The sequence below is a fragment of the Pseudomonas sp. H11T01 genome (assembly GCF_048515765.1).
Lineage (GTDB): Bacteria > Pseudomonadota > Gammaproteobacteria > Pseudomonadales > Pseudomonadaceae > Aquipseudomonas.
Genome location: NZ_JBLYED010000009.1, coordinates 233,337 through 257,645, shown reverse-complemented (window position 1 = coordinate 257,645; position 24,309 = coordinate 233,337). Strand labels below are relative to the sequence as shown.

At 57.5% G+C, this 24,309-nt stretch carries 27 protein-coding genes and 1 tRNA gene; 20 read left to right on the top strand and 8 right to left on the bottom strand.

Annotated elements, in window-relative coordinates:
* Window positions 1-163: 163 nt before the first annotated feature.
* Window positions 164-853, bottom strand: coding sequence for a crotonase/enoyl-CoA hydratase family protein (locus tag ACN1C3_RS14815; RefSeq protein WP_419116552.1), 690 nt, complete (start codon window positions 851-853; stop codon window positions 164-166).
* Window positions 854-1,171: 318 nt separating this feature from the next.
* Here ACN1C3_RS14815 and ACN1C3_RS14810 point away from each other — a divergent pair.
* A tRNA-Ser gene (locus tag ACN1C3_RS14810) sits at window positions 1,172-1,261 on the top strand.
* A 365-nt stretch (window positions 1,262-1,626) separates the two neighbouring features.
* Here the strand turns inward: ACN1C3_RS14810 and ACN1C3_RS14805 are convergent.
* Window positions 1,627-1,911 (bottom strand): c-type cytochrome, encoded by a 285-nt coding sequence (locus ACN1C3_RS14805; RefSeq protein WP_419116560.1) that lies wholly within the window; start codon window positions 1,909-1,911, stop codon window positions 1,627-1,629.
* A gap of 313 nt (window positions 1,912-2,224) precedes the next feature.
* On the opposite strand from ACN1C3_RS14805, the gene ACN1C3_RS14800 reads away from it, so the two are divergent.
* On the top strand, window positions 2,225-2,446 hold the full coding sequence (locus tag ACN1C3_RS14800) for a hypothetical protein (RefSeq protein ID WP_419116551.1): 222 nt from the start codon (window positions 2,225-2,227) through the stop codon (window positions 2,444-2,446).
* 65 nt (window positions 2,447-2,511) lie between these two features.
* Here ACN1C3_RS14800 and ACN1C3_RS14795 read toward each other — a convergent pair whose 3' ends face one another.
* Window positions 2,512-2,706, bottom strand: a complete 195-nt coding sequence (locus tag ACN1C3_RS14795) for a hypothetical protein (protein ID WP_419116550.1) — start codon at window positions 2,704-2,706, stop codon at window positions 2,512-2,514.
* Between the two features lie 233 nt (window positions 2,707-2,939).
* Here ACN1C3_RS14795 and ACN1C3_RS14790 point away from each other — a divergent pair, with 233 nt between their 5' ends.
* From ACN1C3_RS14790 to ACN1C3_RS14735, 12 genes are all read left to right on the top strand, one after another.
* Entirely contained in the window at window positions 2,940-3,761 is an 822-nt protein-coding gene (locus ACN1C3_RS14790) for a substrate-binding periplasmic protein (RefSeq protein WP_419116549.1), read from the top strand.
* A 9-nt stretch (window positions 3,762-3,770) separates the two neighbouring features.
* Window positions 3,771-4,127 carry a DUF4398 domain-containing protein gene (locus ACN1C3_RS14785; RefSeq protein WP_419116548.1) on the top strand — a complete coding sequence of 119 codons (357 nt, stop codon included), beginning with the start codon at window positions 3,771-3,773 and terminating at the stop codon, window positions 4,125-4,127.
* The gene (locus ACN1C3_RS14780; RefSeq protein WP_419116547.1) at window positions 4,124-4,936 is read left to right on the top strand and encodes an OmpA family protein; all 813 of its coding nucleotides are present in this window, start codon (window positions 4,124-4,126) and stop codon (window positions 4,934-4,936) included. The genes ACN1C3_RS14785 and ACN1C3_RS14780 overlap by 4 nt, the downstream gene beginning before the upstream one ends.
* Before the next feature lie 199 nt (window positions 4,937-5,135).
* Window positions 5,136-6,575 carry a PLP-dependent aminotransferase family protein gene (locus tag ACN1C3_RS14775; protein ID WP_419116546.1) on the top strand — a complete coding sequence of 480 codons (1,440 nt, stop codon included), beginning with the start codon at window positions 5,136-5,138 and terminating at the stop codon, window positions 6,573-6,575.
* Window positions 6,576-6,677: 102 nt separating this feature from the next.
* On the top strand, window positions 6,678-7,160 hold the full coding sequence (locus ACN1C3_RS14770; RefSeq protein ID WP_419116559.1) for a translation initiation factor 2: 483 nt from the start codon (window positions 6,678-6,680) through the stop codon (window positions 7,158-7,160).
* Window positions 7,161-7,327: 167 nt separating this feature from the next.
* On the top strand, window positions 7,328-7,582 hold the full coding sequence (locus tag ACN1C3_RS14765) for a YkgJ family cysteine cluster protein (RefSeq protein ID WP_419116545.1): 255 nt from the start codon (window positions 7,328-7,330) through the stop codon (window positions 7,580-7,582).
* A gap of 38 nt (window positions 7,583-7,620) precedes the next feature.
* Window positions 7,621-8,229 carry an START domain-containing protein gene (locus ACN1C3_RS14760; RefSeq protein WP_419116544.1) on the top strand — a complete coding sequence of 203 codons (609 nt, stop codon included), beginning with the start codon at window positions 7,621-7,623 and terminating at the stop codon, window positions 8,227-8,229.
* Between the two features lie 147 nt (window positions 8,230-8,376).
* Window positions 8,377-8,613, top strand: a complete 237-nt coding sequence (locus ACN1C3_RS14755) for a hypothetical protein (protein ID WP_419116543.1) — start codon at window positions 8,377-8,379, stop codon at window positions 8,611-8,613.
* A gap of 212 nt (window positions 8,614-8,825) precedes the next feature.
* The gene (locus ACN1C3_RS14750) at window positions 8,826-9,167 is read left to right on the top strand and encodes a ribonuclease E inhibitor RraB (protein WP_419116542.1); all 342 of its coding nucleotides are present in this window, start codon (window positions 8,826-8,828) and stop codon (window positions 9,165-9,167) included.
* Window positions 9,168-9,482: 315 nt separating this feature from the next.
* Window positions 9,483-10,892, top strand: a complete 1,410-nt coding sequence (locus ACN1C3_RS14745; RefSeq protein ID WP_419116541.1) for a circularly permuted type 2 ATP-grasp protein — start codon at window positions 9,483-9,485, stop codon at window positions 10,890-10,892.
* A gap of 13 nt (window positions 10,893-10,905) precedes the next feature.
* Window positions 10,906-11,856 (top strand): alpha-E domain-containing protein, encoded by a 951-nt coding sequence (locus tag ACN1C3_RS14740; protein WP_419116540.1) that lies wholly within the window; start codon window positions 10,906-10,908, stop codon window positions 11,854-11,856.
* Window positions 11,853-12,656, top strand: coding sequence for a transglutaminase family protein (locus tag ACN1C3_RS14735; protein WP_419116539.1), 804 nt, complete (start codon window positions 11,853-11,855; stop codon window positions 12,654-12,656). The genes ACN1C3_RS14740 and ACN1C3_RS14735 overlap by 4 nt, the downstream gene beginning before the upstream one ends.
* Window positions 12,657-12,800: 144 nt before the next feature.
* On the opposite strand, the gene ACN1C3_RS14730 is transcribed toward ACN1C3_RS14735, so the two are convergent.
* On the bottom strand, window positions 12,801-13,607 hold the full coding sequence (locus ACN1C3_RS14730) for a c-type cytochrome (RefSeq protein ID WP_419116538.1): 807 nt from the start codon (window positions 13,605-13,607) through the stop codon (window positions 12,801-12,803).
* Between the two features lie 671 nt (window positions 13,608-14,278).
* Between ACN1C3_RS14730 and ACN1C3_RS14725 the strand changes: the two genes are divergently transcribed.
* The 3 genes from ACN1C3_RS14725 to ACN1C3_RS14715 all read left to right on the top strand — a co-directional run bounded on the left by ACN1C3_RS14725 (window position 14,279) and on the right by ACN1C3_RS14715 (window position 18,492).
* Window positions 14,279-15,484 (top strand): acetyl-CoA C-acetyltransferase, encoded by a 1,206-nt coding sequence (locus ACN1C3_RS14725; protein ID WP_419116537.1) that lies wholly within the window; start codon window positions 14,279-14,281, stop codon window positions 15,482-15,484.
* 25 nt (window positions 15,485-15,509) lie between these two features.
* The gene (locus ACN1C3_RS14720) at window positions 15,510-17,654 is read left to right on the top strand and encodes a 3-hydroxyacyl-CoA dehydrogenase NAD-binding domain-containing protein (protein WP_419116536.1); all 2,145 of its coding nucleotides are present in this window, start codon (window positions 15,510-15,512) and stop codon (window positions 17,652-17,654) included.
* A gap of 109 nt (window positions 17,655-17,763) precedes the next feature.
* Window positions 17,764-18,492 (top strand): amidotransferase, encoded by a 729-nt coding sequence (locus ACN1C3_RS14715; protein ID WP_419116535.1) that lies wholly within the window; start codon window positions 17,764-17,766, stop codon window positions 18,490-18,492.
* A gap of 116 nt (window positions 18,493-18,608) precedes the next feature.
* Here the strand turns inward: ACN1C3_RS14715 and ACN1C3_RS14710 are convergent, their stop codons facing one another.
* The 3 genes from ACN1C3_RS14710 to ACN1C3_RS14700 all read right to left on the bottom strand — a co-directional run bounded on the left by ACN1C3_RS14710 (window position 18,609) and on the right by ACN1C3_RS14700 (window position 20,880).
* Complete coding sequence (locus ACN1C3_RS14710; protein ID WP_419116534.1) at window positions 18,609-19,580, bottom strand: magnesium and cobalt transport protein CorA; 972 nt, start codon at window positions 19,578-19,580, stop codon at window positions 18,609-18,611.
* Between the two features lie 150 nt (window positions 19,581-19,730).
* On the bottom strand, window positions 19,731-20,150 hold the full coding sequence (locus ACN1C3_RS14705; RefSeq protein WP_419116533.1) for an organic hydroperoxide resistance protein: 420 nt from the start codon (window positions 20,148-20,150) through the stop codon (window positions 19,731-19,733).
* Between the two features lie 253 nt (window positions 20,151-20,403).
* A complete protein-coding gene (locus ACN1C3_RS14700; RefSeq protein WP_419116532.1) occupies window positions 20,404-20,880 on the bottom strand; it encodes a MarR family winged helix-turn-helix transcriptional regulator in 477 nt (158 codons plus the stop codon).
* Window positions 20,881-21,027: 147 nt separating this feature from the next.
* Here ACN1C3_RS14700 and ACN1C3_RS14695 point away from each other — a divergent pair, with 147 nt between their 5' ends.
* Window positions 21,028-21,777 carry a sulfite exporter TauE/SafE family protein gene (locus tag ACN1C3_RS14695; protein ID WP_419116531.1) on the top strand — a complete coding sequence of 250 codons (750 nt, stop codon included), beginning with the start codon at window positions 21,028-21,030 and terminating at the stop codon, window positions 21,775-21,777.
* On the opposite strand, the gene ACN1C3_RS14690 is transcribed toward ACN1C3_RS14695, so the two are convergent.
* Window positions 21,767-22,657, bottom strand: a complete 891-nt coding sequence (locus ACN1C3_RS14690) for a LysR substrate-binding domain-containing protein (RefSeq protein ID WP_419116530.1) — start codon at window positions 22,655-22,657, stop codon at window positions 21,767-21,769. The two genes, ACN1C3_RS14695 and ACN1C3_RS14690, sit on opposite strands and share 11 nt — an antisense overlap.
* Window positions 22,658-22,718: 61 nt before the next feature.
* On the opposite strand from ACN1C3_RS14690, the gene ACN1C3_RS14685 reads away from it, so the two are divergent.
* Both ACN1C3_RS14685 and ACN1C3_RS14680 read left to right on the top strand, forming a co-directional pair.
* Complete coding sequence (locus ACN1C3_RS14685; protein WP_419116558.1) at window positions 22,719-22,940, top strand: DUF1127 domain-containing protein; 222 nt, start codon at window positions 22,719-22,721, stop codon at window positions 22,938-22,940.
* Between the two features lie 64 nt (window positions 22,941-23,004).
* The gene (locus ACN1C3_RS14680) at window positions 23,005-24,234 is read left to right on the top strand and encodes a winged helix-turn-helix domain-containing protein (RefSeq protein WP_419116529.1); all 1,230 of its coding nucleotides are present in this window, start codon (window positions 23,005-23,007) and stop codon (window positions 24,232-24,234) included.
* Window positions 24,235-24,309 lie beyond the last annotated feature (75 nt).

Below are 24,309 nucleotides of genomic sequence, written 5' to 3'. Positions count from 1 at the left end.
CGCGTCAATTGATGGCATTGATGGGCTGAAAGGCCCTTTTTTCCTGAGCACCTCAGAAAAACAAATGCCCCGACAAGTCGGGGCATTTGTTTTTTGGCCTTGGCCGGCTGTGTTTTCACACAGTCTGTCAAGGGTCGGGCTTTTCTATAGAGCGGCTTTGGCTTTAAACCAAATGTTCCTGATCCTGGATGATCGCGTTGTCCAGCGTCTCCAGCAGTGCCTTGCGCACTTTCAGTTTGGTGTTCTTGTGGGCGGTCATGTTGATTTTCTTCAATTGACGCGCGGCTGCCAGCGCAGCGGCTTGCAACTCTTCTGGCGCCACGACCTTGTCGAGGAAGCCCGCATCCACCGCGCTTTTTGGATCAAACATCTCGCCGTTGATCACCGAACGATGGAACGCCGACTTGCGCAGACGATCACGGGCCAGCTCAATGCCGGCGTGGTGCATGGTCATGCCGATCTGAACTTCGTTCAGGCCGATGCTGAACGGACCCTCGACGCCGATCCGGTAATCCACCGACAACAGAATAAAGGCACCTTTGGCCACCGCATGCCCAGGGCAAGCTACAACGACCGGGAAGGGGTGAGACAACAGGCGACGGGCCAGGGTCGACCCCGCAGTCACCAGGCTGACCGCTTCTTTAGGGCCGGCCGTCATCACCTTCAAGTCATAACCGCCCGACAGAATCCCCGGCTGACCGGTGATGATCACCACGGCGCGATCCTTCACCGCCTGATCCAGCGCAGCATTGAAAGCAGCAATCACGTCCGGGGAAATGGCATTGACCTTGCCATTGCTCAACGTCAGGGTCGCGATACCGTCTTCGAGGTGGTAGGAAATCAACTCACTCATGACGCTATTCCTTGTAATGAAGTGGGGCAGACGTTACCCACCGTCGTAGGTCAGGTAAAGCGCGGTGACTGACTGATGAGTCAGCCTTTTCTCGCCCGGCAAGCGTAGTCGACCATGCCGGCGGCGTATTGCCCTCTATATAGAGGTGAACGCAAGGCCAGAGATTGGCCGGTTTGCCATGGCCAAACACAGCGTCCAATCGTGCCGGGCGACATAAATGCCTAAGCGCATGAAAATTCTGAAAAAAATATTTGCCATCGGAAAAGCTTTCGACTACATTAGCGCGCCTCGACAGACTGAATTAGTTTGACGAGATACGGTGAGGTGTCCGAGAGGCTTAAGGAGCACGCCTGGAAAGTGTGTATACAAGAAATTGTATCGAGGGTTCGAATCCCTCCTTCACCGCCATATTAGTTACAAGCCAAACCCCTGATTTCCCTCGCGGAAGTCGGGGGTTTTGCGTTTCTGGGGTTTGGGTTTAGGGCCAAAACAGCATTTCCTATGCCACTCTAGGGCGCCTTAAGCCGTTCTGCAGGTTGAGGTTTAGGTGCGCCAGGATGACTGGCCGGAATTTGGGGCGGGTCATGGCTCGATCCTCCATTGAGAGAGGAAAGCTTGCAGGCAGAAAAAAGCCCGCATGCGGGCGGGCTTAAAGGGGATTCTTGAAGGGAACAGGTTCAATCTAGGCGCCTCAAAGTGAAGGCTTCGTGAAGGGCTTGTCGCAGAAATGAAAGAGCCCGGCGCTGTTTTAAAGACTGACCGAGGCCAAATCGCTACTTTTGCCTATGCAAATACTGCTGTATCGCATCAACTTCAAGCTTACTTGGCCTTACACCGTTGTCAGCATTGAAGCTGGTGCTCTTCCAGTGTGGCATTGGCGCCTTTAGAGGCTTTCCATGGTCGTCGACACCGCTCAATACGGCCCGCTCAAACACCTTTGACTTCCACTCACTGGCATCTCCCGCCAGCTTAGGTGCTGAGCCTCCCATGCCTCTAGGCCCATGGCAGGCACTACAGTTCTCTTGAAAAAGTGCTTCCCCGTCTGGGGGCGAGGCCATGGCCGATGAGCAAAAGAGCAGAGCTGTCATTGCAAAAAGTGCACACTTCATTTCAGGCTCCTTGGCAGGTCAGCATCTACGTGGCCCGTGCAGAAGGAAGGTGCCTGTTGCGGCGCGAGCCCTTGAGTTGCCACTAAGCGAAAGCGTAGCAGAGCGGATTAAGAGGGTAGGGTGAGAGGGGGGGGCGTAGGTCAGAATGAAAGAGCTGCACTGGACCTAATACGTCACCGCAAGAGCTCCACACGTCAGACTCACTGAACGATCAGGTGCTGGCTGGCTTCTACAGGGTAGGCAGTCGACGTGGAGTCTTTTCATGAGTGACGATCGGAAGGAACGGGCATTGCTTGCTTGGCGCAAGCTCTTGGAAGACCCCAAAATTCGAATGAATGCGGAGGCTCATTATAATGAGTTGCTCAAGGCCGCTGATGAGCTTGAGCGCAACGGCATCATCGATAGTGGCGAATGGCGAAAGCTTGTGAGGGAGGCGGGTACCGCCTTTACCAATGCGAAAGAAGGGTTGGGCGGCGGTACCTGAAGGAGCACCAAAATCGCAGAAAGCCTGCCGGATCATCCTGCAAAGGCGGCTGTTTAGGCCTGCTGCTAATCAGGCGATCCAGCGTTGCGTCGATCTGTGCCAGAAGGGTTTCCGGTGTTCAGAAGCCTTCTCTCTATCAACACATTTTCAAGTGCCTGGCGGTCTGAAGGATTTAGTTGATGTGCTCTCTCCTTCAGCTCAAGCAAGATTGGGCTAGACCATGTGCGATAGGTCCGCTCGGCATCATGAATCGGGGTCATTGACCTCTCCCTGACCAAGTGGTGGCTGATAACACGGCACGGTTCCATGTGGCGGAAATCCTAGTAGATGAAGCTCATTGTCGCCAGCTATTGGCCCTGTGATGACCCCTCTCGTCAGCGCCATCGGCTGTCTGGAACCAAGGGTTAATTGAATGAGCGGTGGTGTCAGAGGATGGCGTGCATTAAATTCCGCCCCTTACTCGATGTTTCGATTTGGCTGGGAGAGATTCGACATGGATTTGCGTCGCTTGGGCTGTATGTCGCTGCTGGGATTGTCGCTGTTGCCGATGCTGTCGATGGCTGCGGGCAAATGCGAGCGCCTGGTGGTGACGGGCAGCCCGGATGCACCGCCGTACCTGTGGCGCGACCCGCAAGACCCGAAGCATTTGATCGGTGCCAGCGCCGATCTGTTGCAACAGATCGCCGGTGAGCTAGGGCTCAAAGTCGAATTGCTGTACGCGGGCAATCGCTCGCAAGCCCTGGATGAAGTACGTACCGGGCGCATGGATATCCTTGCCGATGCACCCTTAATGGTGAGTGAGCTGGAATCGCTGGATTACATTCATCCTGCGCTGGTGGAAAACGACTACCTGGTCTGGACTCGCAAGGATTCGCTTCTGGTCTACAACGAAGCGAAGGATCTGCACGGTCATCCCGGCGCCGTGTCGGAAAAGGCCCGATTGACTGCACCGTTCGAAGCCTTCGCCGAGAAGCAATTGAGCATTGGGCGTCAACCAAACTTGACCCAGGCTTTTCAGAAATTGCTGTTAGGCGAAGTGGAATATGTACTGGCCGGGCGTTACGCGGGGATGGCGATGGCCCAGACCCTGGGCATGGTCAATGATCTGGTGGCCCATCCGCAACCGATCGACAAACCTGGCTTGTTCCTCGCGGTTTCCCATAACTCTGCCTGCAACGACCCATGGTTACGCGGACAGTTGGCCAAAAAGATGACAGAATTGCCCGCGTCCGGTCTGACGGAAGCCGTGCTGCAGCGCAATCTTGAGCGTTGGAAGGCACAGCTACAGCAACCCGTCAGCGCCCAAAAACAGTAGGGATTTTTAGTGACTATTCGACCTCTTTTCGCTGCCCTGGCGGTTCTGGCTCTGGCGGGTTGTGCAGCCGATCCGGCGCCGAATGAACAAATGCGTTTGACCAAACAGGCACTCGAACAAGCCAAAGCCGTTGGCGCCACGATTGATGATGTGCCAGAGCTGAAACTGGCCGAAGACAAGTTCAACCGTGCCAAGGGCAACATGGCCGACCAGTCCTTCAGAAATGCACGCATGCGGGCCGAACAAGCCGAGCTGGACGCGCGTCTGGCCGAAGCCAAGGTCCTGACCCTCAAGAGCCAGGAGCAGTTGGACGTACTCAATACCCGCATCGCTCGTCTGCGCAAGCAACTGGGAGATGCCCAATGAGCCTCAAGACCAAAGCAATCGGTGGTTTGATCCTAGCAGGCTGCGCCAGCCTTTATGGCTGTGCCGGTCAGCACAGCGAGGTCGCGTTGCAGCAGGCCGGTGCTGACTTCCAGAAGGTCAAGGAAGATTCCAACGTGTTGCGTATCGCGCCCAAGGACGTCATTCGTGCCGGTGAGTCCCTGGCTCGAGCCGATCGTCTGTCCACCTACTGGGGCAGCGGTTACGACGTGGTGCATTACGCGTATCTGAGCCAGCGCTACAGCGAAATTGCCCGTGAACACACCAACCAGGTACTCAACGAGGAGCAGGCTGCGAAGCTCGAACTGGAGCGTCAGCGACTACAGCTGGCTCTGCGCGAATCCAAGTTGCTCAGCGTGCAGCAGCAGGGCAAGTGGCTGGAAGAACAGATCGTGGCGCTGGCCACCACCCAGACCGATCGCGGGCTGGTGATGACCTTGGGCGACGTATTGTTTGACACCGGCGAAGCGGAGTTGAAGAGCTCGGCGAACCGTGTGGTGCTGAAGATCGTTCAGTTCCTGCAGCTCAATCCCAAGCGTGTGGTGAGGATCGAGGGCTACACTGACAGCACCGGCGGCAAGCAGGACAATCTCCAGCTGTCCCGCGACCGCGCGCAATCGGTGGCAGATGTGCTGATGGACCTGGGCATTGATGACAAACGCATTCAGGTCGAAGGCTATGGCGATGAATACCCGGTGGACGTGAACGCCACTGAGCGCGGTCGCGCGCAGAACCGTCGGGTAGAAATTGTGTTTTCCGACGAAAAAGGTCAGCTCGGCGCTTCGCGCTAAGGCCCTCGCAACTGAAAGCCCGGTAACCGTAAGGTGCCGGGTTTTTTTGTACCTGCCAATCGGCTCGCAATACAGTACAGTTTTTGCTGACACTGCACTGTACGGTCGACTATTGTGGCAACTGTCCCCGTACACTTCTAAACTGTTCCGGTATTGTTTCACACAAGAATAAAATACCCGTGAAATCGAGTGCTGCGTCATGACCAATCTCTTGCTCTATCAACGTATCGCTCAGCAGTTGGCTGAGGATATCCGTCGTGGCGTCTATCAGCCGGGGGAACGCGTGCCCTCGGTGCGCAAGATGAGCTCGCAGCTCAATGTCAGCCATGCGACGGTGCTTCAGGCTTACGCCAATCTTGAAGATCAGGGGCTGATCCGTGCGCGGCCGCAATCGGGCTATTACGTGCACCAGACGCCGGCCCTGACTGCGCCAACTCCGGACATCGCCCGGGTCGAGCGGCCAGGTCTAGTCACTCGCAGCAGCATCATTCAGCAGGTGTTGGTCGAATCCCGGCGCGAAGGCGTGTTTCCGCTGGGGGCCGCGGTCCCCAGTGTCGACTATCTGCCGGTGCGCGCGTTGCATCAGCAATTGGCCAAGGTCACGCGCTTCCATAGCCCGCGGGCCTTCAGCTATATGTTCAGCCCAGGTTTTGAGCCGTTGCGCCGCCAAGTAGCGATCCGCATGCGCGATGCCGGGGTGGTGGTCGATCCATCGGAAGTGGTGATTACCCACGGTTGCGTCGATGCCTTGCAGATGTCTCTGCGGGTCCTGACCCGTCCGGGTGACCTGATCGCCGCCGAGTCGCCGACCTATTACGGCCTGTTGCAACTGGCCGATCTGCTGGGCCTGAAAGTCATCGAAATCCCCAGCGACCCCTCTACGGGCATGAGTCTGGAAGCCCTGCAATTGGCGGCCAACCAGTGGTCGATCAAGGCACTGGTTCTGACCACGCGCCTGAGCAATCCATTGGGCGGCACCATGCCTGAGGAGCGGCAGAAGCAGTTGTTGCGCCTGGCTTCGGATTTCGACATCCAGATCGTAGAGGACGATATTTACGGCGAACTGATGTTCGAGCAGGGGCGCACCAAGGCGTTGAAAGCTTACGACCGGCTGGATCGGGTGATCTACTGTTCAAGTTTTTCCAAGACCTTGTCGCCCGGTGTGCGGATCGGCTGGATGATCGCTGGCAAGTACCAACAGGAAATCCAGCGTTTGCAGACGTTCAGCACTCATTCTGCCTGCAGCGTCACGCAGATGGGTATCGCGGCTTATCTGGAGAATGGCGGATACGATCGCCACTTGCGCTATATCCGTCAGGAATACCGCAAGAACCTCAGCGCTTTTCAACTGGCGGTGCAGCAGTACTTCCCGGAAGGCACGCAGATGACCCGACCCACGGGCGGCTTTATCCTTTGGGTCAGCCTGCCTGGACGGGTCAACACCCAGGAGTTGCATGTTCGCGCTTTGCAGCAGGGCATCAGTATCGCGCCGGGGCTGATTTTCAGTAACACCGAGCAGTTTAATCACTGCATTCGATTGAATTGCGGTATCCCTTGGAATCGAGAGGCCGAACGAACGCTGATGACGTTGGGCATGCTGGCCAGTCAGCTTTGTCAGGAGGCGGCGGGCGGTTTTTGACAGGGGCGAAAGACCCTGTCGGATGGTTGGTTAATAGGCGCGCTTGTCATGGACAGTTCAACAAGCGAGCATATGGCCCCCTGCCTTATTGCTGTAGTGTCTATGAAAGCGACTTGTCCTGTTGTCTGGTTGTTAGTCGGTCTATTGAGTGCCTTCAATAGTGGTGCAGTGATGGCGGCTTCCAGCGAGGACAAGCCCATTGTGACGGCCCCTACGGCTAAATCACAGAAGCCTGAGGCGGTAAAAAAAACCATTCCTGTCAAAAAGCCGACGTCCGTCAAAAAGCGCGCGCCTATCGCATCCAAGTCCAAGCCTGCGAGTGAAGTGGTGAAGACCCCATTGCCCCCCGCCAATCTGGACCTGAGCCTGCCGCAGGAAATGGTCAGCCACTTGCAGCCGCCAGGTACTCTTGTGCAGAGCAACCGTGCGTCTTTGCTGCCGAAACTGCTTGGCGAGAAACCCAAGGAAAGCGGCCCGTTCCAGCTGAACGGCCGCTTGATCAACAATGAAATGGGGTTGCAGCTGCGTAAGGAAGAGCGCCGGGATGTCGAGGGTGCAGCGCTTGAGTTCGAGTTCAAGCAGTAAATACAAATACCGACTGTGACCCGTGATCTTGACGCTTTGTCGGAGACTGGTCAGTCACGGCTGTTTGAGCGGAAAAACCACTGTCGCAGCAATTTCAAACGGCTGTTTTAGCGGGTACTCTATCCTGCGTCATTAAACACTTTGCCCGTCGCGAGGAGTTTGTCGTCATGAAATGCCGTGAAGGCTGTGGCGCTTGTTGCATTGCCCCTTCCATCAGTACTCCGATTCCCGGCATGCCCAATGGCAAGGTCGCGGGAGAACGTTGCCTGCATCTTTCTGCCGAACACCTGTGCGCTATCTTCGGGATGCCCGAACGGCCGGCGGTCTGCGGGGCTTTTCAGGCGGATGTCGAGGTGTGCGGTGGCAGCCGTGAAGAAGCCATCAAATTACTGGGTTGGTGGGAGCAAATGACGGCGGCTTAGTTTCAATGAACGGAACTTCAACAATAAGGAATAAGACAATGGGTTCGCTGCATCGAATAGCTGTGCTGTGTGGTTTGACCGTTTTGCTGGCCGCAACGGCCCAGGCCGAAGATTGGCAGACTGCCAAGGATGAGGACGGAATCAAGATTTCCTTGAGTGAAGTCGCCGGCTCCCAATACAAGGCCTACCGCGGCGTGACGATCATGAAGACCTCCATGGCCAAGTTACGCGGCCTGCAGGAAGACGTTGTGGGCGCCTGCGCCTGGATCCATGAGTGCAAGTCGCAGAAGCTGCTCAAGCACGAAGGCGATCAAACCTGGACCTACACCCAGTTCAATACACCCTGGCCGGTGACTGCCCGCGATTCAGTACTGCACGTCACTACCGTCGAGGGCACCGATGGCAGCCTGACCCGCAAGCTGGAAGGCGTGCCTACCTACGTTCCTGAAGAGAAGGGTTTCGTGCGGGTCGCTCAGGTCAAAGGCTTCTGGAAATTCGTCCCCAAAGGCGCCGATCAAATCGAAGTGACCTACCAGGTTCACACCGAGCCAGGCGGCAGCGTGCCGTCGTGGTTGGCCAACAAGTTTGTTGTTGATGCCCCGTTCAACACCTTGAAAGCACTGAAAGCGCGCGCTGAAAAACCATAATGGTTTGAGTCTGTTGCCCGTTGAAAGAAGGTCGCCTAAACGCGGCCTTTTTTATGCAAAGCCGTAGGCTCCGGGGGTGGAACGATGCCCTATGCTCAAGGTCGACATGTTGTAAGCCCATCCATGGGTCTTACCGAGGAGGCACTGATGCAAAAGTGGGAAGTTACCTTCGTAGATGATCATGGTGTTCAAGCCGTAGAGCATTTCGACTGTGAGCAAAAGCCCAGCATGGAGCAGGCTGCGCAAATGATTCGTGCAAAACTTCTCCCTGTCCCGGCCGAGCTGGATCTCAATGATCTGGAAGGCCGAACCGATGACCCTACGGTCAAAATCCTGAAAGAGCAGTGCAGCATTCAAATCCTCGGCATCACCCCGGCTCCTTGAGTCTCTCGCAAATACGCAGCCAGCCCCTCTGGCACTGGTGCTGGCTTCACGCTACTCTGCAATCGAGATCAGCGAATGAATCGCTAAGGTCTGGTCTTGTCAGCTACATGCTTGTTTCCCGGCGGCAATCTTATTGCCGTATCGCTTTCGCCATTCGGTTGCGAGCGCAGGGAGTACGGAAAGTCTATCCATCAGTTTGAGGAGGACGTTTCATGAGCACAGCCTATCAAGAAGACATCAGCAGCAGCGTGCTGCGCCGCATGAAAGAAGGCGGTTTTGACTTTTCCCGGTTCCATCCCATTGAGTTCTACGCCATTTTTCCGGACGAGGAGCGGGCCCGCAGGGCGGCAGGGCATTTTCGCGGTGAGCAATTGAATGCTCAGGTCAGCGTGCGTGATGACGGTGCCTGGCATTTGGAGTTGAGCAAGGTGATGTACGCCACCTATGGCGGCATTGGTGACTTTGAGCAAGACTTCGAGGCCGTGGTCGAGCCTTTGGGCGGGATTATCGAAGGGTGGGGCGTTAAGCAGGAGGTACGAGGGTTACTCGCATAGCATCTATGAACAGCATCAACACTCAGCATCGGCTGACCTTAGGGTCGGCCGATTTCGTTTGTGCTGTTGGAAGATCTTTTGGCGGCGGCGGATTTTCCAGAGGTTCACGCGTGCAGTGAAAGCAAGTCTGGCTATGCTGGTGATAGCCATTGGCATTGCTTCGCAATGAAGCGGGGGCGATAGAGTTGGGGCGTTTGCTGCACAGCTATGGTGCGGAGTTTGTCAGGCGATTATCCAACCGATTGATATTAAAGCGTTTATGCCGCTGGCACGGGGCTTGCGAAGCCTAGGTGTCCGGGTGACAAGGAGTACGGCATGATCCGCACCTATTTTGATGAGATGTACGATGCCGGCGGCCAGGTCCGTCCGCATTATCGGGAGTTCGCCCGTTGGTTATCCGAAACGCCTGACGAGCTTTTGGCACAACGGCGACGCGAGGCCGATCTGCTATTTCATCGCGCCGGGATTACTTTCACGCTCTATGGTGATGAGCAAGGGACAGAACGCCTGATTCCCTTCGACACCATTCCTCGCAGTATTCCCGTCAGTGAATGGCGGATCGTCGAACGTGGCTGCATCCAGCGGGTCAAGGCGTTGAACATGTTCCTCGCCGACCTCTACCACGAGCAGCGCATCATCAAGGCCGGCATCATTCCGGCCGAACAAGTGCTGGCCAACGAGCAGTACCAGTTGGCGATGCAAGGGCTGGATCTGCATCGCGATATCTATTCGCACATCTCTGGCGTCGACTTAGTGCGTGATGGCGACGGCACCTATTACGTGCTCGAAGACAATCTGCGAACGCCCAGCGGCGTCAGCTACATGCTCGAAGACCGCAAGATGATGATGCGGTTGTTCCCCGAGTTGTTCGCGGCCCAGCGAATTGCGCCGATCGATCACTATCCCAACCTGTTGCTCGACACCCTGAAAAGTTCCAGCCCATTGGATAACCCCAGTGTCGTGGTACTGACGCCTGGGCGCTTCAACAGCGCGTTCTTCGAACATGCGTTTCTGGCTCGGGAAATGGGCGTTGAACTGGTTGAGGGGGCTGATCTGTTTGTGCGTGATGATCGGGTGTTCATGCGCACCACCGACGGACCGAAAGCGGTGGATGTGATCTACCGTCGCCTTGATGACGCCTTCCTCGACCCGCTGGCATTCAATCCCGACTCGATGCTCGGCGTGCCTGGTCTGTTGTCGTCTTATCGCTCCGGCAATGTGGTGCTGGCGAATGCCATCGGCACCGGCGTGGCGGACGACAAATCGGTCTATCCGTTTGTCACGGACATGATCCGTTTCTATCTGGACGAGGAGCCGATCCTCAAGAACGTGCCCACCTTTCAGTGCCGCAAGCCCGAGGAGTTGTCCCATGTGCTGGCGAACTTGCCCGAATTGGTAGTCAAGGAAACTCAAGGTTCCGGCGGTTACGGAATGCTGGTGGGGCCGGCGGCGACAGCGGCGGAAATCGAATTGTTCCGCGAGCGGATCAAGGCCAAGCCTCACGCCTACATCGCCCAACCGACATTGTGCCTGTCTACTTGTCCGACCTTTGTCGAAAACGGCATTGCCCCGCGCCATATCGACCTGCGTCCGTTTGTCTTGTCTGGCCGCGAAACCCGGGTCGTGCCCGGCGGCCTGACGCGTGTAGCCCTGCGTGAAGGATCCCTGGTGGTGAACTCGTCCCAGGGTGGCGGAACCAAGGACACCTGGGTGGTCGAGGATTGAAAGGATACCTGCCATGTTAAGTAGAACTGCCTCGGATTTGTATTGGATGTCGCGTTACCTGGAGCGGGCGGAAAACCTCGCACGGATGCTCGATATCAGTTATTCGTTGTCGTTGATGCCGCAGGACGGCCGCGGTGACGGTTTGCATGAACTGGCGATGCCGCTGCTGATTACCGGCACGCTGGAAGACTATCTAGAGCGCCATGGCGCGCTGCACGCCGAACGACTGCTGCATTTTTTCGCCCTGGATGCAGCCAATCCGGCGAGCATCTACAGCTGTCTCGGTGCTGCGCGGGCCAGTGCCCATGCGGTACGTGGGCGAATTACCGCCGACATGTGGGAAAACATCAACGCGACCTGGCTGGAGATTCGCGGTATTGCCGAGCAAGGTCTCAGTCGCTATGGCATGAGCCGTTTCTGTGAGTGGATCAAGGAGCGTTCCCACCTGTTCCGTGGTGCCTCCTATGGCACCATCATGCGTAACGATGCGTTTCGTTTTATCCGCCTCGGTACGTTTATCGAGCGCGCCGACAACACCCTGCGTCTGCTCGACGCCCGTTACGAAATGGCGGGCGATCGGGCCGAAGCTGTCAGCGACGGTACCGCCCACGCCTATTACCAGTGGAGTGCTTTGCTGCGCGCATTGTCTTCGTTCGAGGCCTATACCGAGATCTACCGCGACGCCCCTGGTGCGCGACACGTCGCCGAATTGTTGCTGCTGCGGGCCGATGTACCGCGTTCCCTGCGCGCTTGTACTGAAGAGATCGACCAGATCCTCGCCAGCCTGCCGGGCGCCAACGGCCGGCCAGCGCAACGCCTCGCGGCCGAAATGGACGCACGTCTGCGCTACACCGGCATCAACGAAATCCTCGAGGAAGGCCTGCACGCCTGGCTGACCGAATTCATCCCGCTGGTGCGCCAGTTGGGCAACGCCATTCACAGTTCCTACCTGGAGGCTGCATGAGACTTTCCATTAGCCACGAGACCACCTATCGCTACGAAGATCAGGTGCGGGCGAGCATCCAGTATTTACGTCTGACACCCCACGACAGCGAACGCCAGCACGTGCTCAGTTGGCAACTCGACTTGCCGCGGCCAGTGCGTGCTCAATTGGACCCATTCGGTAATATCCTGCATGTGCTGACCATGGATGAACCCCATGAAGCGATCATCATCGGCGCCCGTGGGCAAGTAGACATCGATGAACAGCGCGAAGCCGAATATGAGAGTCAGTCGGCGCTGCCATTCTTGCGTTATACTCGCTTGACCGAGGCGGATGAGGCTTTGCGGGCTTTTGCTGCCCAGCAATGCCTCAAGCGTCGTGATCGCAGCGGGTTGATCGACTTGATGCACGGTCTGAACCAGCACATGACCTACACACCGGGCTCCACCGAAGTCGAAACCAGCGCCGCTGAGGCCTTTGCCGGGCGCGCCGGGGTCTGTCAGGACCATACCCATGCGTTCCTTGCCTGCGCACGCAGTCTGGGCGTTCCGGCGCGCTATGTGTCGGGTTATCTGTACAGCGAGAACAGCGAACACTTGGCCAGTCATGCCTGGGCCGAAGCGTGGCTCGATGACGCTTGGTACAGCTTCGATGTGACCAATCAACTGGCCAGACCCGAACGCCACCTGAAGCTGGCAGTCGGCCTCGACTACCTGGACGCCTGCCCGGTGCGCGGCATGCGCCGTGGCGGTGGTGGCGAGCAGATGCACGCCAAAGTCTTCGTCTCATCGACGCCGACTATTTCGGTGCAGCAGCAGTAACGGGGATACCGCATCGCGAGCAAGCCCGCTCCCACATTAGATCGTCGGCGTGTGCACTATCTGCGATACACAGGAGATCAAGTGTGGGAGCGGGCTTGCTCGCGATGGCGTCTGAATAGCCGCCAAGAATTTCAAGAGAAAACCTCAGGGCTGCTGCTTACGCCCCGTCATATGCTTCAAATACCCCACCAACAAATCCAACTCCGCATCCGGTAATACGGTTGCGGAGAAGCCGGGCATTTTCGCCTGTGGCCAATGGAGCAGGCTTTGCGGGTCGCGGATATAACGCTTGAGGAAGTCAGCACCGAAATATTCGGTAGGGCTGAAGGGAATGTTCAGATCAGGACCAAACTGCGCGTCACCCGCGCCGTTCAGGCGATGGCAAGCGAGGCAATTCTTCTGGAACAACGCAAAACCCTGATTCACCGGGTCATTCGCCGCTAGCTTCGGATCAGGGCGCAGGGCCGGGAAACGTTCGGCCACGGCGGCCAGTTTTTTGATACTGGCGACCTGGAAAGGCCACTGTTCAGGGCTGATATGGCCGGCTTGGGGGTTGCTCCAGACCAGATAAAACGGCCCGGCACTTGGTTTGCCCTCGGCCAACGGTGGCCAAGGTTTACGCGGGTCTTCCACCGCCAGCCAGGCTTGAGCACCGTTGTGATTCAATAGCGGGGCAGCGGCCAGCTCGGCAGCAAAACCGTCAAGCGCCACCGCTTGCAAATGGTCATCAGCGTTGATGCCGGTCAGCAATGCAGACAGCGGCACAGCGCGATAACTCATGTTCCGTTTATAGGAAACATCGTCAGTAATAGTGATCGTCCGGGCTTGAGGGTGCTTGAGCAATTCCTCGGTTTGCCAGGTTCGACTACCCGCGCCCAGCTCCAGGACCAGCTGCGCGGCATACAAGGGCGTGCTGAGCAGCAAGGCCCCAAGCAAAATGAATGGTTTCAAATGACCGCCGTCATGTTGTCTGCAAGTTTGTCGCCCCACAGGCTGCGCTGTGACTGGGAGACGTGGTCGAACACGGCGCTATTGAGCTCCCGAGTCTTGCAGGAAGGTTGGCACACAAGCGCCGACCCCGGTAGCGAACCGGGGCACAAATTGAGTGGGGCGCTGTAAAACAGCCACGCCTTTAGCCGATCACTTTAGTGAGGTTCGGCAAAATCAGGAGCAGCGTAGTGGCGAATAGAATGAGCCCGGCCTGACGTACTTTCGATTGTTTGAACATGGCTGACTGCCTTTTTTGTTATTTAACGTCAAATGCTTGCCTGCATATCTCCATGACGGCAAAGCGCTGTACTTCCTTTCTGAGGAGGGCCTCGGCAAAGCCCGACGACAACCTCCTACAGGTTTACCTTAGGGGCCGTGTGGCGCTTTGTTTAGATCCATTCCATATCAACCAATGACCAAATGCTTTAAAAAAGCTATGAGGCCTATTGCCATCTGCTTGGTCGCCCTTCGGCTAGACAGTTCCGTTGCTCAATCCACGTCATCAATTAGCTCGCTACCGTTCGTCTGAGCGTGACCGTCAAAGCCAGTGAGCGCTTCGGTCATTGAATCCATCGCTGCTGCGCCTAATGTGAGAACTCTGCAACTCACTTGCACAGCGGTTCGAGGACGTCATGACTGAAGCTTTGATTTTCGATGCGTTACGCACGCCCCGTGGCAAAGGTAAGGCTGATGGCGCCTTGCACAGCGTCAAGCCAGTGAACCTGTTGGCTGGGCTGCTCACCGCTCTGCAGCAGCGCACAGCGCTCGATACCAGCCAGGTGGATGACATTGTGCTCGGCTGCGTGACGCCGGTCGGCGACCAGGGTTCGGATATCGCCAAGATTGCCGCCTTTGTCGCCGATTGGGACGTCAGCGTGGCCGGTCTGCAAATCAATCGTTTCTGCGCCTCAGGGCTGGAAGCAGTCAACCTCGGCGCCATGAAAGTACGCTCTGGGTTCGAGGATCTGGTGGTCGTGGGCGGCGTCGAGTCCATGTCGCGGGTGCCGATGGGCAGCGACGGCGGGGCCTGGGCACTTGACCCGCAAACCAACCTGCACAGCCATTTCGTGCCTCAGGGCATCGGCGCGGACCTGATCGCCACGCTGGAAGGCTTCAGCCGCCAGGATGTCGACACCTTTGCGCTGCACTCCCAGCAAAAAGCCGCTCGGGCGAGGGCGGACGGTTCCTTCAACAAGTCGCTAGTGCCGGTGCGGGATCAAAACGGCGTCGTCCTGCTCGATCACGATGAATTCATTCGCGCGGGCTCCACGCTGGAAGGCCTGGCCAATCTCAAACCGAGTTTCGAAATGATCGGGCAAATGGGTTTCGACGCCACGGCATTGCGGGTCTACAGCCATGTGGAGCGCATCAACCATGTGCACACCCCGGGCAACAGCTCGGGAATCGTCGATGGCGCCGCGTTGATGCTGATCGGCTCTGAATCCAAAGGCCGCGAGCTGGGCTTGCAGCCACGGGCGCGCATCGTCGCCACGGCGGTCACCAGTACCGATCCGACCATCATGCTCACCGGTCCCGCCCCGGCCACCCGCAAAGCGCTGGCCAAGGCCGGGTTGCGGGTCGAAGACATCGACCTGTTCGAAGTCAACGAAGCCTTTGCTTCGGTGGTGCTGAAGTTCATCAAAGACATGGCCATCGACCCGGACAAGGTCAACGTCAACGGCGGTTCCATCGCCATGGGCCACCCGTTGGGCGCCACGGGTTGCGCAATCCTCGGCACTTTGCTTGATGAGCTGGAAGTGCGTCGCCTGCGCTATGGCCTGGCGACGCTCTGTGTCGGCGGCGGCATGGGTATTGCCACCATCATCGAACGCCTCTGAGCCCTGACTTTAAGGAAACATTTTCATGACTGATGCCATCCGTTACGAAAAAGGTCAGGACCGGATCGTCGTTCTGACCATCGACCTGCCGGGCCAGAGTGCCAACACCATGAACGCGGTTTACCGCGATGCCATGGCCACCAATGTCGCCCGGCTGGTGGCCGACAAAGAGTCGATTGCCGGAGTGATCATCACCTCAGCGAAAAAAACCTTTTTTGCCGGCGGCGACCTCAATGAACTGATCAAAGTCGGCAAGCCCGAAGCCAAAGCGTTCTACGACAGGGTGCTGGTGCTCAAAGCTCAGCTGCGAACGCTGGAAGCCCTTGGTAAACCTGTGGTTGCTGCCATCAATGGCGCGGCGCTGGGTGGTGGTTGGGAAATTTGCCTGGCCTGCCATCATCGGGTCGCTCTGGACAATAAATCGGTACAGATTGGTTTGCCGGAAGTGACCCTCGGCTTGCTGCCCGGCGGTGGCGGAGTGGTGCGTATGGTGCGCATGCTGGGGCTGGAGAAAGCCTTGCCGTACCTGCTCGAAGGCAAAAAGGTCACGCCGCAACAAGCGCTACAAGCCGGTTTGATCGATGAGCTGGCAGCTGATCGTGATGAACTGTTGGTCAAGGCTCGGGCGTGGATCATCGCCAACCCGACGGTCAAGCAGCGCTGGGATATGAGTGGATACCAGATTCCCGGCGGCACTCCGTCTCACCCCAAAGTGGCGCAAATGCTGGCCATCGCGCCGTCGATCCTGCGCAGCAAAACCAATGGCTGCCTGCCGGCGCCAGAGAAAATCCTGTGTGCGGCGGTTGAAGGCGCCCAAGTCGATTTCGACACCGCGCAGTTGATCGAAACCCGCTACTTCACCGAGCTGACCACCGGCCAGGTGGCGAAGAACATGATCGGCACCTTCTGGTTCCAGCTGAACGAAATCAATGCCGGCAGTTCCCGGCCACAAGGTTTCGCACCGTACGTGACACGCAAAGTCGGTGTGCTCGGCGCCGGCATGATGGGCGCCGGGATTGCCTACGTCAGTGCGGTGGCCGGCATCGAGGTGGTGCTCAAGGACATCAACCTCGCCGCCGCCGAAAAGGGCAAAGCGCATTCGGCGATGCTGCTCGACAAGAAAGTCGCGCGTGGGCAACTGACGGCCGAGCAGCGGGAAAGCACCCTGGCGCGAATCAAGACCACCCAACAGGATGCTGATTTGGCCGGTTGTGACCTGATCATCGAAGCAGTGTTCGAAGATCGCGAGCTGAAAGCCAAGGTCACGTTGGTTGCGCAGCAGGTGGTCGGTGCCGATGCGGTGATCGCGTCCAACACCTCGACCTTGCCCATCAGCGGCCTCGCTACTGCGGTGCCGCAGCAGGAAAAATTCATCGGTCTGCACTTCTTTAGCCCGGTGGACAAAATGCCGCTGGTGGAGATCATCAAAGGGGCCAACACCAGCGATGAAACCCTGGCGCGCGGTTTTGATTTCGTACTGCAAATCAAGAAAACCCCGATTGTGGTCAACGACAGTCGTGGGTTCTTCACGTCGCGGGTGTTTGGCACGTTCACCAACGAAGGCATCGCCATGCTCGGTGAAGGCATTTCGGCGCCGATGATCGAAACCGAGGCGCGCAAGGCTGGGATGCCTATTGGGCCGCTGGCGATTTCCGACGAAGTTTCTCTGAGTCTGATGAGCCATATCCGTCAGCAAACCGCCAAGGACCTGCAAGCCGAAGGGAAACCGCTGACACTGCATCCGGCCTTTGCGGTGATCGATCTGCTGCTCAATGAATGCAAGCGTCCGGGTAAAGCGGCCGGTGGCGGTTTCTACGACTATCCGGCCGGCGGGCAAAAACACCTGTGGCCGGAGTTAAAAACACGCTTCGAGAAAGCCGACGGTCAGATCTCGGCGCAAGACGTACGCGATCGCTTGCTGTTCGTGCAGGCCATCGAAACCGTGCGCTGTGTGGAGGAGGGCGTGTTGCACTCGACGGCCGATGCCAACATCGGTTCGATCTTCGGTATTGGCTTCGCGGCCTGGACGGGTGGTGCCCTGCAGTTCATCAACCAATACGGCTTGAAGGACTTTATCGCCCGCACCCACTACCTGGCCGAGCAATATGGCGAGCGCTTTGCGCCGCCGACATTGCTGTTGGAGAAAGCAGCTCAAGGGACGCTGTTCTGACCGAGGATTCCTGACCGCCCGATGGTGCGTTCCGGGCTTGCCTTGCAGCGGTATTTCAAGGCAGGCTCTGGTGTGCGCACTATCGCCTTTATCGTGTCAGGTATTTTTTATGTCGTTACGCATCTGCATTCTGGAAACCGACATCCTGCGTCCAGAACTGGTCGATCAATATCAGGGTTACGGGCAGATGTTCCAGCGTCTGTTTTCGCAGCAACCGATCGCTGCCGAGTTCACCGTCTACAACGTGATGCAAGGCGATTACCCCAGTGATGACCTGATTTTCGATGCTTATCTGGTCACCGGCAGTAAAGCCGATTCCTTCGGCACCGATCCTTGGATTCAAACCCTCAAGACTTACTTGTTGGCACGCTATGAGCGTGGCGACAAGCTGCTCGGCATTTGCTTTGGGCATCAACTGTTGGCGTTGCTGCTGGGCGGCAAGAGCGAGCGCGCGACCCAGGGCTGGGGTGTTGGGACCCACAGCTACACATTGGCCGCCAAAGCGCCGTGGATGAGCCCTGTGGTCGAAGAACTGACCTTGTTGATCAGCCATCAGGACCAGGTCACCGCGCTGCCGGAAAACGCCACAGTGATCGCTTCCAGCGATTTCTGCCCGTTTGCCGCTTATCACATCAACGATCAAGTGCTGTGCTTCCAGGGTCACCCGGAGTTCATTCACGACTATTCGCGCGCGTTGCTGGAGATTCGTCAGCAGGCCCTTGGCGAGCTGATCTACCAGAACGGCGTGGCCAGCCTGGTCCATGAACACCATGGCGCCACCGTGGCGGAATGGATGATGCGATTCGTCGCGCACAAGCCGAAGGCTGAATCTGCTTAAGCCCCTAAAAGCATCGCGAGCAGGCTCGCTCCCACAAGGTCCGTGCAAGACTTGTGGGAGCGAGCCTGCTCGCGATGGAGTCGACCGGTTTGACCTGCAAAAACACAGTCCGAAACCTACAACCACCCCGACCGCTTGAAGCTGACCCACAATCCGAAACAACCCAGCGCAATAAACCCCAGCACCGAATGATAACCGTAGTGCCAGCTCAGCTCAGGCATGTTCTGGAAGTTCATCCCATAAATCCCGGCTACTGCCGTCGGGAGCGCCAGAATCGCCGCCCAGGCAGCGAACTTGCGTTGCACCACACTTTGCCGCGACGCCTCCAGCAGCACGCCAATTTCGATGGTCTGGCTGGCGATATCGCGTAACGTCGCCAGGTCTTCCATCTGCCGTGTCACATGAATCTGCACATCGCGGAAGTACGGGCGCATATTCTTGTCGATAAACGGAAACGTCAGCTTCTGCAGTTCTTCGCTGATCTCAACCATCGGTGCCACGTACCGGCGCAAGCGCAGCAGATCTTGGCGCAAGCCATGCAGATTCTGGATATCGCGTTCATTCAGTGAACTGCTAAGCACGTTACGTTCCAGCTCATTGATTTCGGCATGAATCGCCTCGCTGACCGGCTGATAGTTTTCGATGACGAAATCGAGCAGGGCGTAGAGCACAAAGTCTTCGCCATGACCGAGTAACAGAGGCCGTGCCTCACAACGTTGGCGCACATGGGCGTAGGACGCCGAATGGCCGTTGCGGGCGGTGATGATATAACCCTTGCCGGCAAAAATATGAGTCTCGATAAACTCAAGCTTGCCCTCATGACGTACCGGCGAGTAGGTCACGATAAACAGCGCATCACCGAAGGTTTCCAGTTTCGGCCGGCTGTGTTTTTCCAGGGCGTCTTCAATGGCCAGTTCGTGCAAGTTGAACTGTTTTTGCAGGTTGGTCAGCTCTTGAGCATTGGGCTCCTCCAAGCCGATCCAGACGAAATGGCCAGGCTTTTCGGCCCAGGTAATGCCTTCATCGAGGGTGATATCGGTGATTCTCTTACCGGCACTGTAAACCGCAGCAGCAACGACTCGACCCATAATTTTTATTCGCTTCTCTTGGCAAATGGCAGTGGCAGGCTAGCTCCCAGCTTAGCCTGCTCTACCTGTTCAGAGTCAGCAAAATCGTCGTAGTTTCATCTTGCATGAAGACGTTTTTTTGTGGTCGTCGTCCAGCTCTTGCGACGGTGCTCAGACAGTGACGTGCAAGCGCACATCGACGTTGCCACGGGTGGCGTTGGAGTACGGACAAACCTGATGCGCTGCCTCCACCAGAGACTGTGCGTCCGCCTGTTCCAGGCCGGGCAGGCTGATGTGCAAGTCGATATCCAGACCGAAACCACCAGGAATCTGGCCGATACCGACGTGGGCGGTGATCGAGGCGTCGTCGGGGATTTTGCGTTTGGTTTGGCTGGCGACGAATTTCAGTGCGCCGATGAAGCAGGCGGAATAGCCGGCAGCGAACAGCTGCTCAGGGTTGGTCGCTTCGCCACCCGCGCCGCCGAGCTCTTTCGGAGTGGCGAGTTTGACGTCGAGAATGCTATCGCTGGAAACAGCGCGACCATCACGGCCACCGGTAGCGGTTGCAACAGCGGTGTAGAGAGTTTGCATGGTGTGAGCCTCTTTCTGTTGGTTTGTTTGCGCTAAATGTTTGCGCGCTAAGTAACTGCGAAATAAATGTACATCGCAAATATTTAGTGCGCAATATAAATTTCGCAAAAAATGTGTAGAAAGTGAGGCGCCCCAAAAGATCGCAGCCTGCGGCAGCTCCTACGCCGATCCGATATACCCACGAATTTGCAGGTGTATGCCGATCCCGTAAGAGCTGCCGAAGGCTGCGATCTTTTGCGGTGTGATTGGTTGCTTACAAGCTGTCTTGCAAATGGCTACGCAACGCCAGCAGATCGGCCTGCAGCTTGCGTATCTGCTCCAGAGTCTGGCCGCTGGCACCGAGGATGCACTGCGGAATATCCCGGGCCTTGTCCCGCAGGGTGCGGCCCTGCTCGGTCAGTTCAACGATCACCACGCGCTCGTCTTCACGGCTGCGGGTGCGGCTCAGCAAGCCTTCGGCTTCCAGGCGTTTGAGCAGCGGTGTCAGTGATCCTGGGTCTGTCAGCAGGCGAGTGCTGATCTCGCCTACGGTCAATCCGTCACGTTCCCACAACACCATCATCGCCAGGTACTGCGGGTAGGTCAGGCCTAACGCCTGCAACAGCGGCTTGTAAACCTTGGTCATCAACAGCGACGTGGAATGCAGGGCAAAACACAACTGGTTGTCGAGTAGCAGCTGGTCGCAGTTATCTGGAGTGGAGCTATCTGGGGTGGAGCTAACGCTAGTCATTTTGGGGCCTTGATCATTACTCACCCTGAATCTAGCGGGCGAATCTTTAATGCGCTAGATAATTTTCAGTTTAGCGCCCACCAGGATCGCTTTGTAGTGCCAGATCAGACTGCGTAGCATGCAAAGCCATCGGTGAGGGGATGGTCAGTGATTGAGTTAGTGATGTATCTGGCATTTGGCGCGGCGTTGGGGACCGTGGGTGGTTTGTTCGGTATCGGTGGCGGCTTGATCGCGATTCCGGTGCTGGGTGTGCTGTTTGGTATGGACCAGCAGATTGCTCAAGGCACGGCGTTGGTCATGGTGGTGCCGAATGTGATGCTGGCGTTGTGGCGTTATCACCAGCGCAATCGTATTGAACTGCGCCATGCGTTGCCTCTGGCCTTGATGGGATTTTGCTTTGCCTGGCTGGGCTCGATCTGGGCGGTGGGGATCGATGCGCGAGTGATGCGTATTGGCTTTGTCGCGTTCCTGATCGCCTTGTCGGTCTACAACCTGGCGCGGATGTTCATGGCCAATGCTCCGGTCTCGGCGCAGATGCGCTACCCGTGGCCGTGGCTGGGTGTGCTGGGTGCTGCATCCGGGACCATGGGCGGATTGTTTGGTGTCGGCGGGGCGGTGGTCGCCACGCCGGTGCTGACCAGCGTGTTTGGCACCAGCCAGGTGGTCGCCCAAGGCCTGTCCCTGGCCTTGGCCCTGCCGAGCACCGGCGTCACGCTGGTGACCTACGCGGTCCATCATCAGGTGGACTGGATGATCGGTTTGCCGTTGGCGGCCGGTGGGCTGTTGAGCATCAGTTGGGGAGTGAAAATCGCCCACGCTATGCCGGAGCGGCTATTGCGCGGGCTGTTTTGCGGCTTCCTGGTGCTCTGTGCGGTGATGCTCGCGTTTAAAGTTTGAAGCCGTCGACGATGTGCTCGGCCAGGCATTCAGTGATGGGTGACGGCGTGTTCACGTTACGCAGCAGCATGATGCTGGCTTCGGGCAACAGCGGCAGGTCTTCGGCTGCACCGAGGATGCGCATGTCCGAGGTAATCAGGCTTTCCAGTTGCGCGGTGACCGCAAGGCCGGCACTGACGATAGCCATGAGCGCCGAGAGGCTGGAGCTGTTGTAGGCGATGCGATAATCGCGCCCGGCAGCATCCAGGGCGTTGCAGGCCCAGAGCCGGCAGAAACAATCACTGTTGAACATCGCCAACGGCAGTGGCGTCTGTTCGTGGGCGCTGAAGCATTGCGCTTCGGCCCAGACAAAACGCTCCTTGCGCAGCAACTGGCCAATCTCGCTGCCCGGCTCGCGGGTGACGATGGACAGGTCCAGGTCCTGACGGAGCAGCAGTTGCTTGGACGACTCGCAATGCACTTCGATCTGAATCAACGGATAGGCTTGAGCGAAGCGCGACAGAATTCCCGGCAAAAAGCGCATCACATAGTCATCCGGGGTGCCGATGCGCACGGTGCCGACCATGTGCGGTTCGCGCAACGTATTGAACACTTCACTGTGCAGTTTCAGGATGCGCCGCGCGTAGCCGAGCAGCACCTGGCCCTCGGCAGTCAACCGTACCTGGCGTCCATCTCGTTGAAACAGCTGGCGTTGCAGGACGTCTTCTTCAAGACGCTTCATCTGCATGCTGACTGCCGATTGGGTGCGATTGACCAGCTCACCGGCGCGGGTAAAGCCGCCTTGGTCGGCGATCGCGACGAAGGTGCGCAGGACTTCGGTGTCGATGCTCGGGTAGTTGGCCAATTGATCAATCTCAGAGATGTATTGCATAAGAAACATTCGTTGGATTGATCTTAGCTCCAGCGCGAGACTCTAGCCATCCCCACTGGAGGGCAAGATGATGAAAGGTCAAAAAGGTTATGTACTGGTCGAAAAATTTTCATTCCATGGTTTCCCCCTGCGGCATCTGATGGAGAAGATCGCCCGCTGGCATCAACTCAATCGTGAGCGCGCGCTGCTGGCGAGCATGAGCGACGAGGCCTTGAAGGATATGGGGCTCAGTCGGGCGGATGTCGAGCACGAAACCGTACGCCCATTCTGGGATGACCCGATGCACAAATGATTCCCGGACAACTACACAAGCCGCTTCGTAGTGAGGTAGTTTGCGAGCAGACAAGGAGATGTACATGCCCGCAGAACTGTCCTTTTCTCTCAAACAGGCTCGGCGTCTGGCGCTGGCCGCCCAAGGCTTTTCCGGGCGCCAGCCGCCAGCGGCGATCAAGCCGATTCAGCTCAACCGGCTGATCGAACGTCTGGGCATCCTGCAGATCGATTCGGTCAACGCTCTGGTGCGCTCGCACTACCTTCCGCTGTTCTCGCGTCTTGGCAACTACTCATCCGAATTGCTTGATCAGGCGGCCTGGAGTCAGGGCCGGCGGCGGACGTTATTTGAATATTGGGGGCATGAGGCGTCGTTGCTGCCGCTATCGATGTATCCCTTGATGCGCTGGCGCATGCAGCGGGCGACGCAAGGGGAGGGCATTTACCAGCAAATGGCCCGTTTCGGGCGGGAGCAGCAGGAGACAATTCGTCGAGTGTTGGCCTTGGTCGAGGAGCGAGGTGCGCTCGGCGCCGGCAGTGTGTCGACCCGTCAGGAACGAGCAGGCCCATGGTGGGACTGGAGCGCCGAGAAGCACGCGTTGGAGTGGTTGTTTGCCGCCGGTGAAGTGACGGTTTCGGGACGTCGAGGTTTCGAGCGTCTTTATGATTTGCCGGAACGGGTCATACCCGCAAAAATTCTTCAGCAATCGCTACTCAGCGAAGCCGAGGCCCAGCGGGGGCTGCTGGTGCATGCTGCGAACGCATTGGGTGTCGGTACGGACAAGGACCTGCGCGATTACTTCCGGCTTTCGCCTGCCGACAGCCGCGCGCGTCTGGCCGAGTTGGTTGAAACGGGCGAGTTGATGGTCTGCGAGGTACAGGATTGGAGGCAGCCGGCCTATTGCCTGCCAGAACCGAAAGTCTCGCGCAACGTCGAGGCCAGCGCCTTGCTCTCGCCGTTCGATTCGCTGATCTGGGAGCGTAGCCGTACCGAGCGTTTGTTCGATTTCCGCTATCGGCTGGAGATCTACACGCCTGCTGCCAAGCGGGTCTACGGCTATTACGTATTGCCGTTTCTTCACAACGAACGGATCGCCGCCCGGGTTGATTTACGGGCCGAACGGGCTCAGGGACGGTTGGCAGTGCATGCCGTGCATGAGGAAGAGCCGGGGCTGGATGAGCAGGGGATGCAAGCTTTGGCCAAGAGTCTGCGGCAGATGGCTGATTGGTTGGGGTTGCCGGAAATTCAGTTGAACTGCCCGCGGGCCAGTGCGATACGGTTGCGGGTGGCGTTGACTGAGCTCAGTGGTGACTGACCCGGCGCCATCGCGAGCAAGCCCGCTCCCACACTAGATCTGCGTTGATCACAAAATGATGGGTTTACGCAGATT

What these genes read in the sequence shown, in the direction of transcription:
- ACN1C3_RS14815 (WP_419116552.1), bottom strand. Translation starts at nt 853, where the DNA reads ATGAGTGAGTTGATTTCCTACCACCTCGAAGACGGTATCGCGACCCTG.
- ACN1C3_RS14805 (WP_419116560.1), bottom strand. Translation starts at nt 1,911, where the DNA reads ATGGCCTCGCCCCCAGACGGGGAAGCACTTTTTCAAGAGAACTGTAGT.
- ACN1C3_RS14800 (WP_419116551.1), top strand. Translation starts at nt 2,225, where the DNA reads ATGAGTGACGATCGGAAGGAACGGGCATTGCTTGCTTGGCGCAAGCTC.
- ACN1C3_RS14795 (WP_419116550.1), bottom strand. Translation starts at nt 2,706, where the DNA reads ATGACCCCGATTCATGATGCCGAGCGGACCTATCGCACATGGTCTAGC.
- ACN1C3_RS14790 (WP_419116549.1), top strand. Translation starts at nt 2,940, where the DNA reads ATGGATTTGCGTCGCTTGGGCTGTATGTCGCTGCTGGGATTGTCGCTG.
- ACN1C3_RS14780 (WP_419116547.1), top strand. Translation starts at nt 4,124, where the DNA reads ATGAGCCTCAAGACCAAAGCAATCGGTGGTTTGATCCTAGCAGGCTGC.
- ACN1C3_RS14775 (WP_419116546.1), top strand. Translation starts at nt 5,136, where the DNA reads ATGACCAATCTCTTGCTCTATCAACGTATCGCTCAGCAGTTGGCTGAG.
- ACN1C3_RS14770 (WP_419116559.1), top strand. Translation starts at nt 6,678, where the DNA reads ATGAAAGCGACTTGTCCTGTTGTCTGGTTGTTAGTCGGTCTATTGAGT.
- ACN1C3_RS14765 (WP_419116545.1), top strand. Translation starts at nt 7,328, where the DNA reads ATGAAATGCCGTGAAGGCTGTGGCGCTTGTTGCATTGCCCCTTCCATC.
- ACN1C3_RS14760 (WP_419116544.1), top strand. Translation starts at nt 7,621, where the DNA reads ATGGGTTCGCTGCATCGAATAGCTGTGCTGTGTGGTTTGACCGTTTTG.
- ACN1C3_RS14755 (WP_419116543.1), top strand. Translation starts at nt 8,377, where the DNA reads ATGCAAAAGTGGGAAGTTACCTTCGTAGATGATCATGGTGTTCAAGCC.
- ACN1C3_RS14750 (WP_419116542.1), top strand. Translation starts at nt 8,826, where the DNA reads ATGAGCACAGCCTATCAAGAAGACATCAGCAGCAGCGTGCTGCGCCGC.
- ACN1C3_RS14745 (WP_419116541.1), top strand. Translation starts at nt 9,483, where the DNA reads ATGATCCGCACCTATTTTGATGAGATGTACGATGCCGGCGGCCAGGTC.
- ACN1C3_RS14740 (WP_419116540.1), top strand. Translation starts at nt 10,906, where the DNA reads ATGTTAAGTAGAACTGCCTCGGATTTGTATTGGATGTCGCGTTACCTG.
- ACN1C3_RS14735 (WP_419116539.1), top strand. Translation starts at nt 11,853, where the DNA reads ATGAGACTTTCCATTAGCCACGAGACCACCTATCGCTACGAAGATCAG.
- ACN1C3_RS14725 (WP_419116537.1), top strand. Translation starts at nt 14,279, where the DNA reads ATGACTGAAGCTTTGATTTTCGATGCGTTACGCACGCCCCGTGGCAAA.
- ACN1C3_RS14720 (WP_419116536.1), top strand. Translation starts at nt 15,510, where the DNA reads ATGACTGATGCCATCCGTTACGAAAAAGGTCAGGACCGGATCGTCGTT.
- ACN1C3_RS14715 (WP_419116535.1), top strand. Translation starts at nt 17,764, where the DNA reads ATGTCGTTACGCATCTGCATTCTGGAAACCGACATCCTGCGTCCAGAA.
- ACN1C3_RS14710 (WP_419116534.1), bottom strand. Translation starts at nt 19,580, where the DNA reads ATGGGTCGAGTCGTTGCTGCTGCGGTTTACAGTGCCGGTAAGAGAATC.
- ACN1C3_RS14705 (WP_419116533.1), bottom strand. Translation starts at nt 20,150, where the DNA reads ATGCAAACTCTCTACACCGCTGTTGCAACCGCTACCGGTGGCCGTGAT.
- ACN1C3_RS14700 (WP_419116532.1), bottom strand. Translation starts at nt 20,880, where the DNA reads ATGACTAGCGTTAGCTCCACCCCAGATAGCTCCACTCCAGATAACTGC.
- ACN1C3_RS14690 (WP_419116530.1), bottom strand. Translation starts at nt 22,657, where the DNA reads ATGTTTCTTATGCAATACATCTCTGAGATTGATCAATTGGCCAACTAC.
- ACN1C3_RS14685 (WP_419116558.1), top strand. Translation starts at nt 22,719, where the DNA reads ATGAAAGGTCAAAAAGGTTATGTACTGGTCGAAAAATTTTCATTCCAT.
- ACN1C3_RS14680 (WP_419116529.1), top strand. Translation starts at nt 23,005, where the DNA reads ATGCCCGCAGAACTGTCCTTTTCTCTCAAACAGGCTCGGCGTCTGGCG.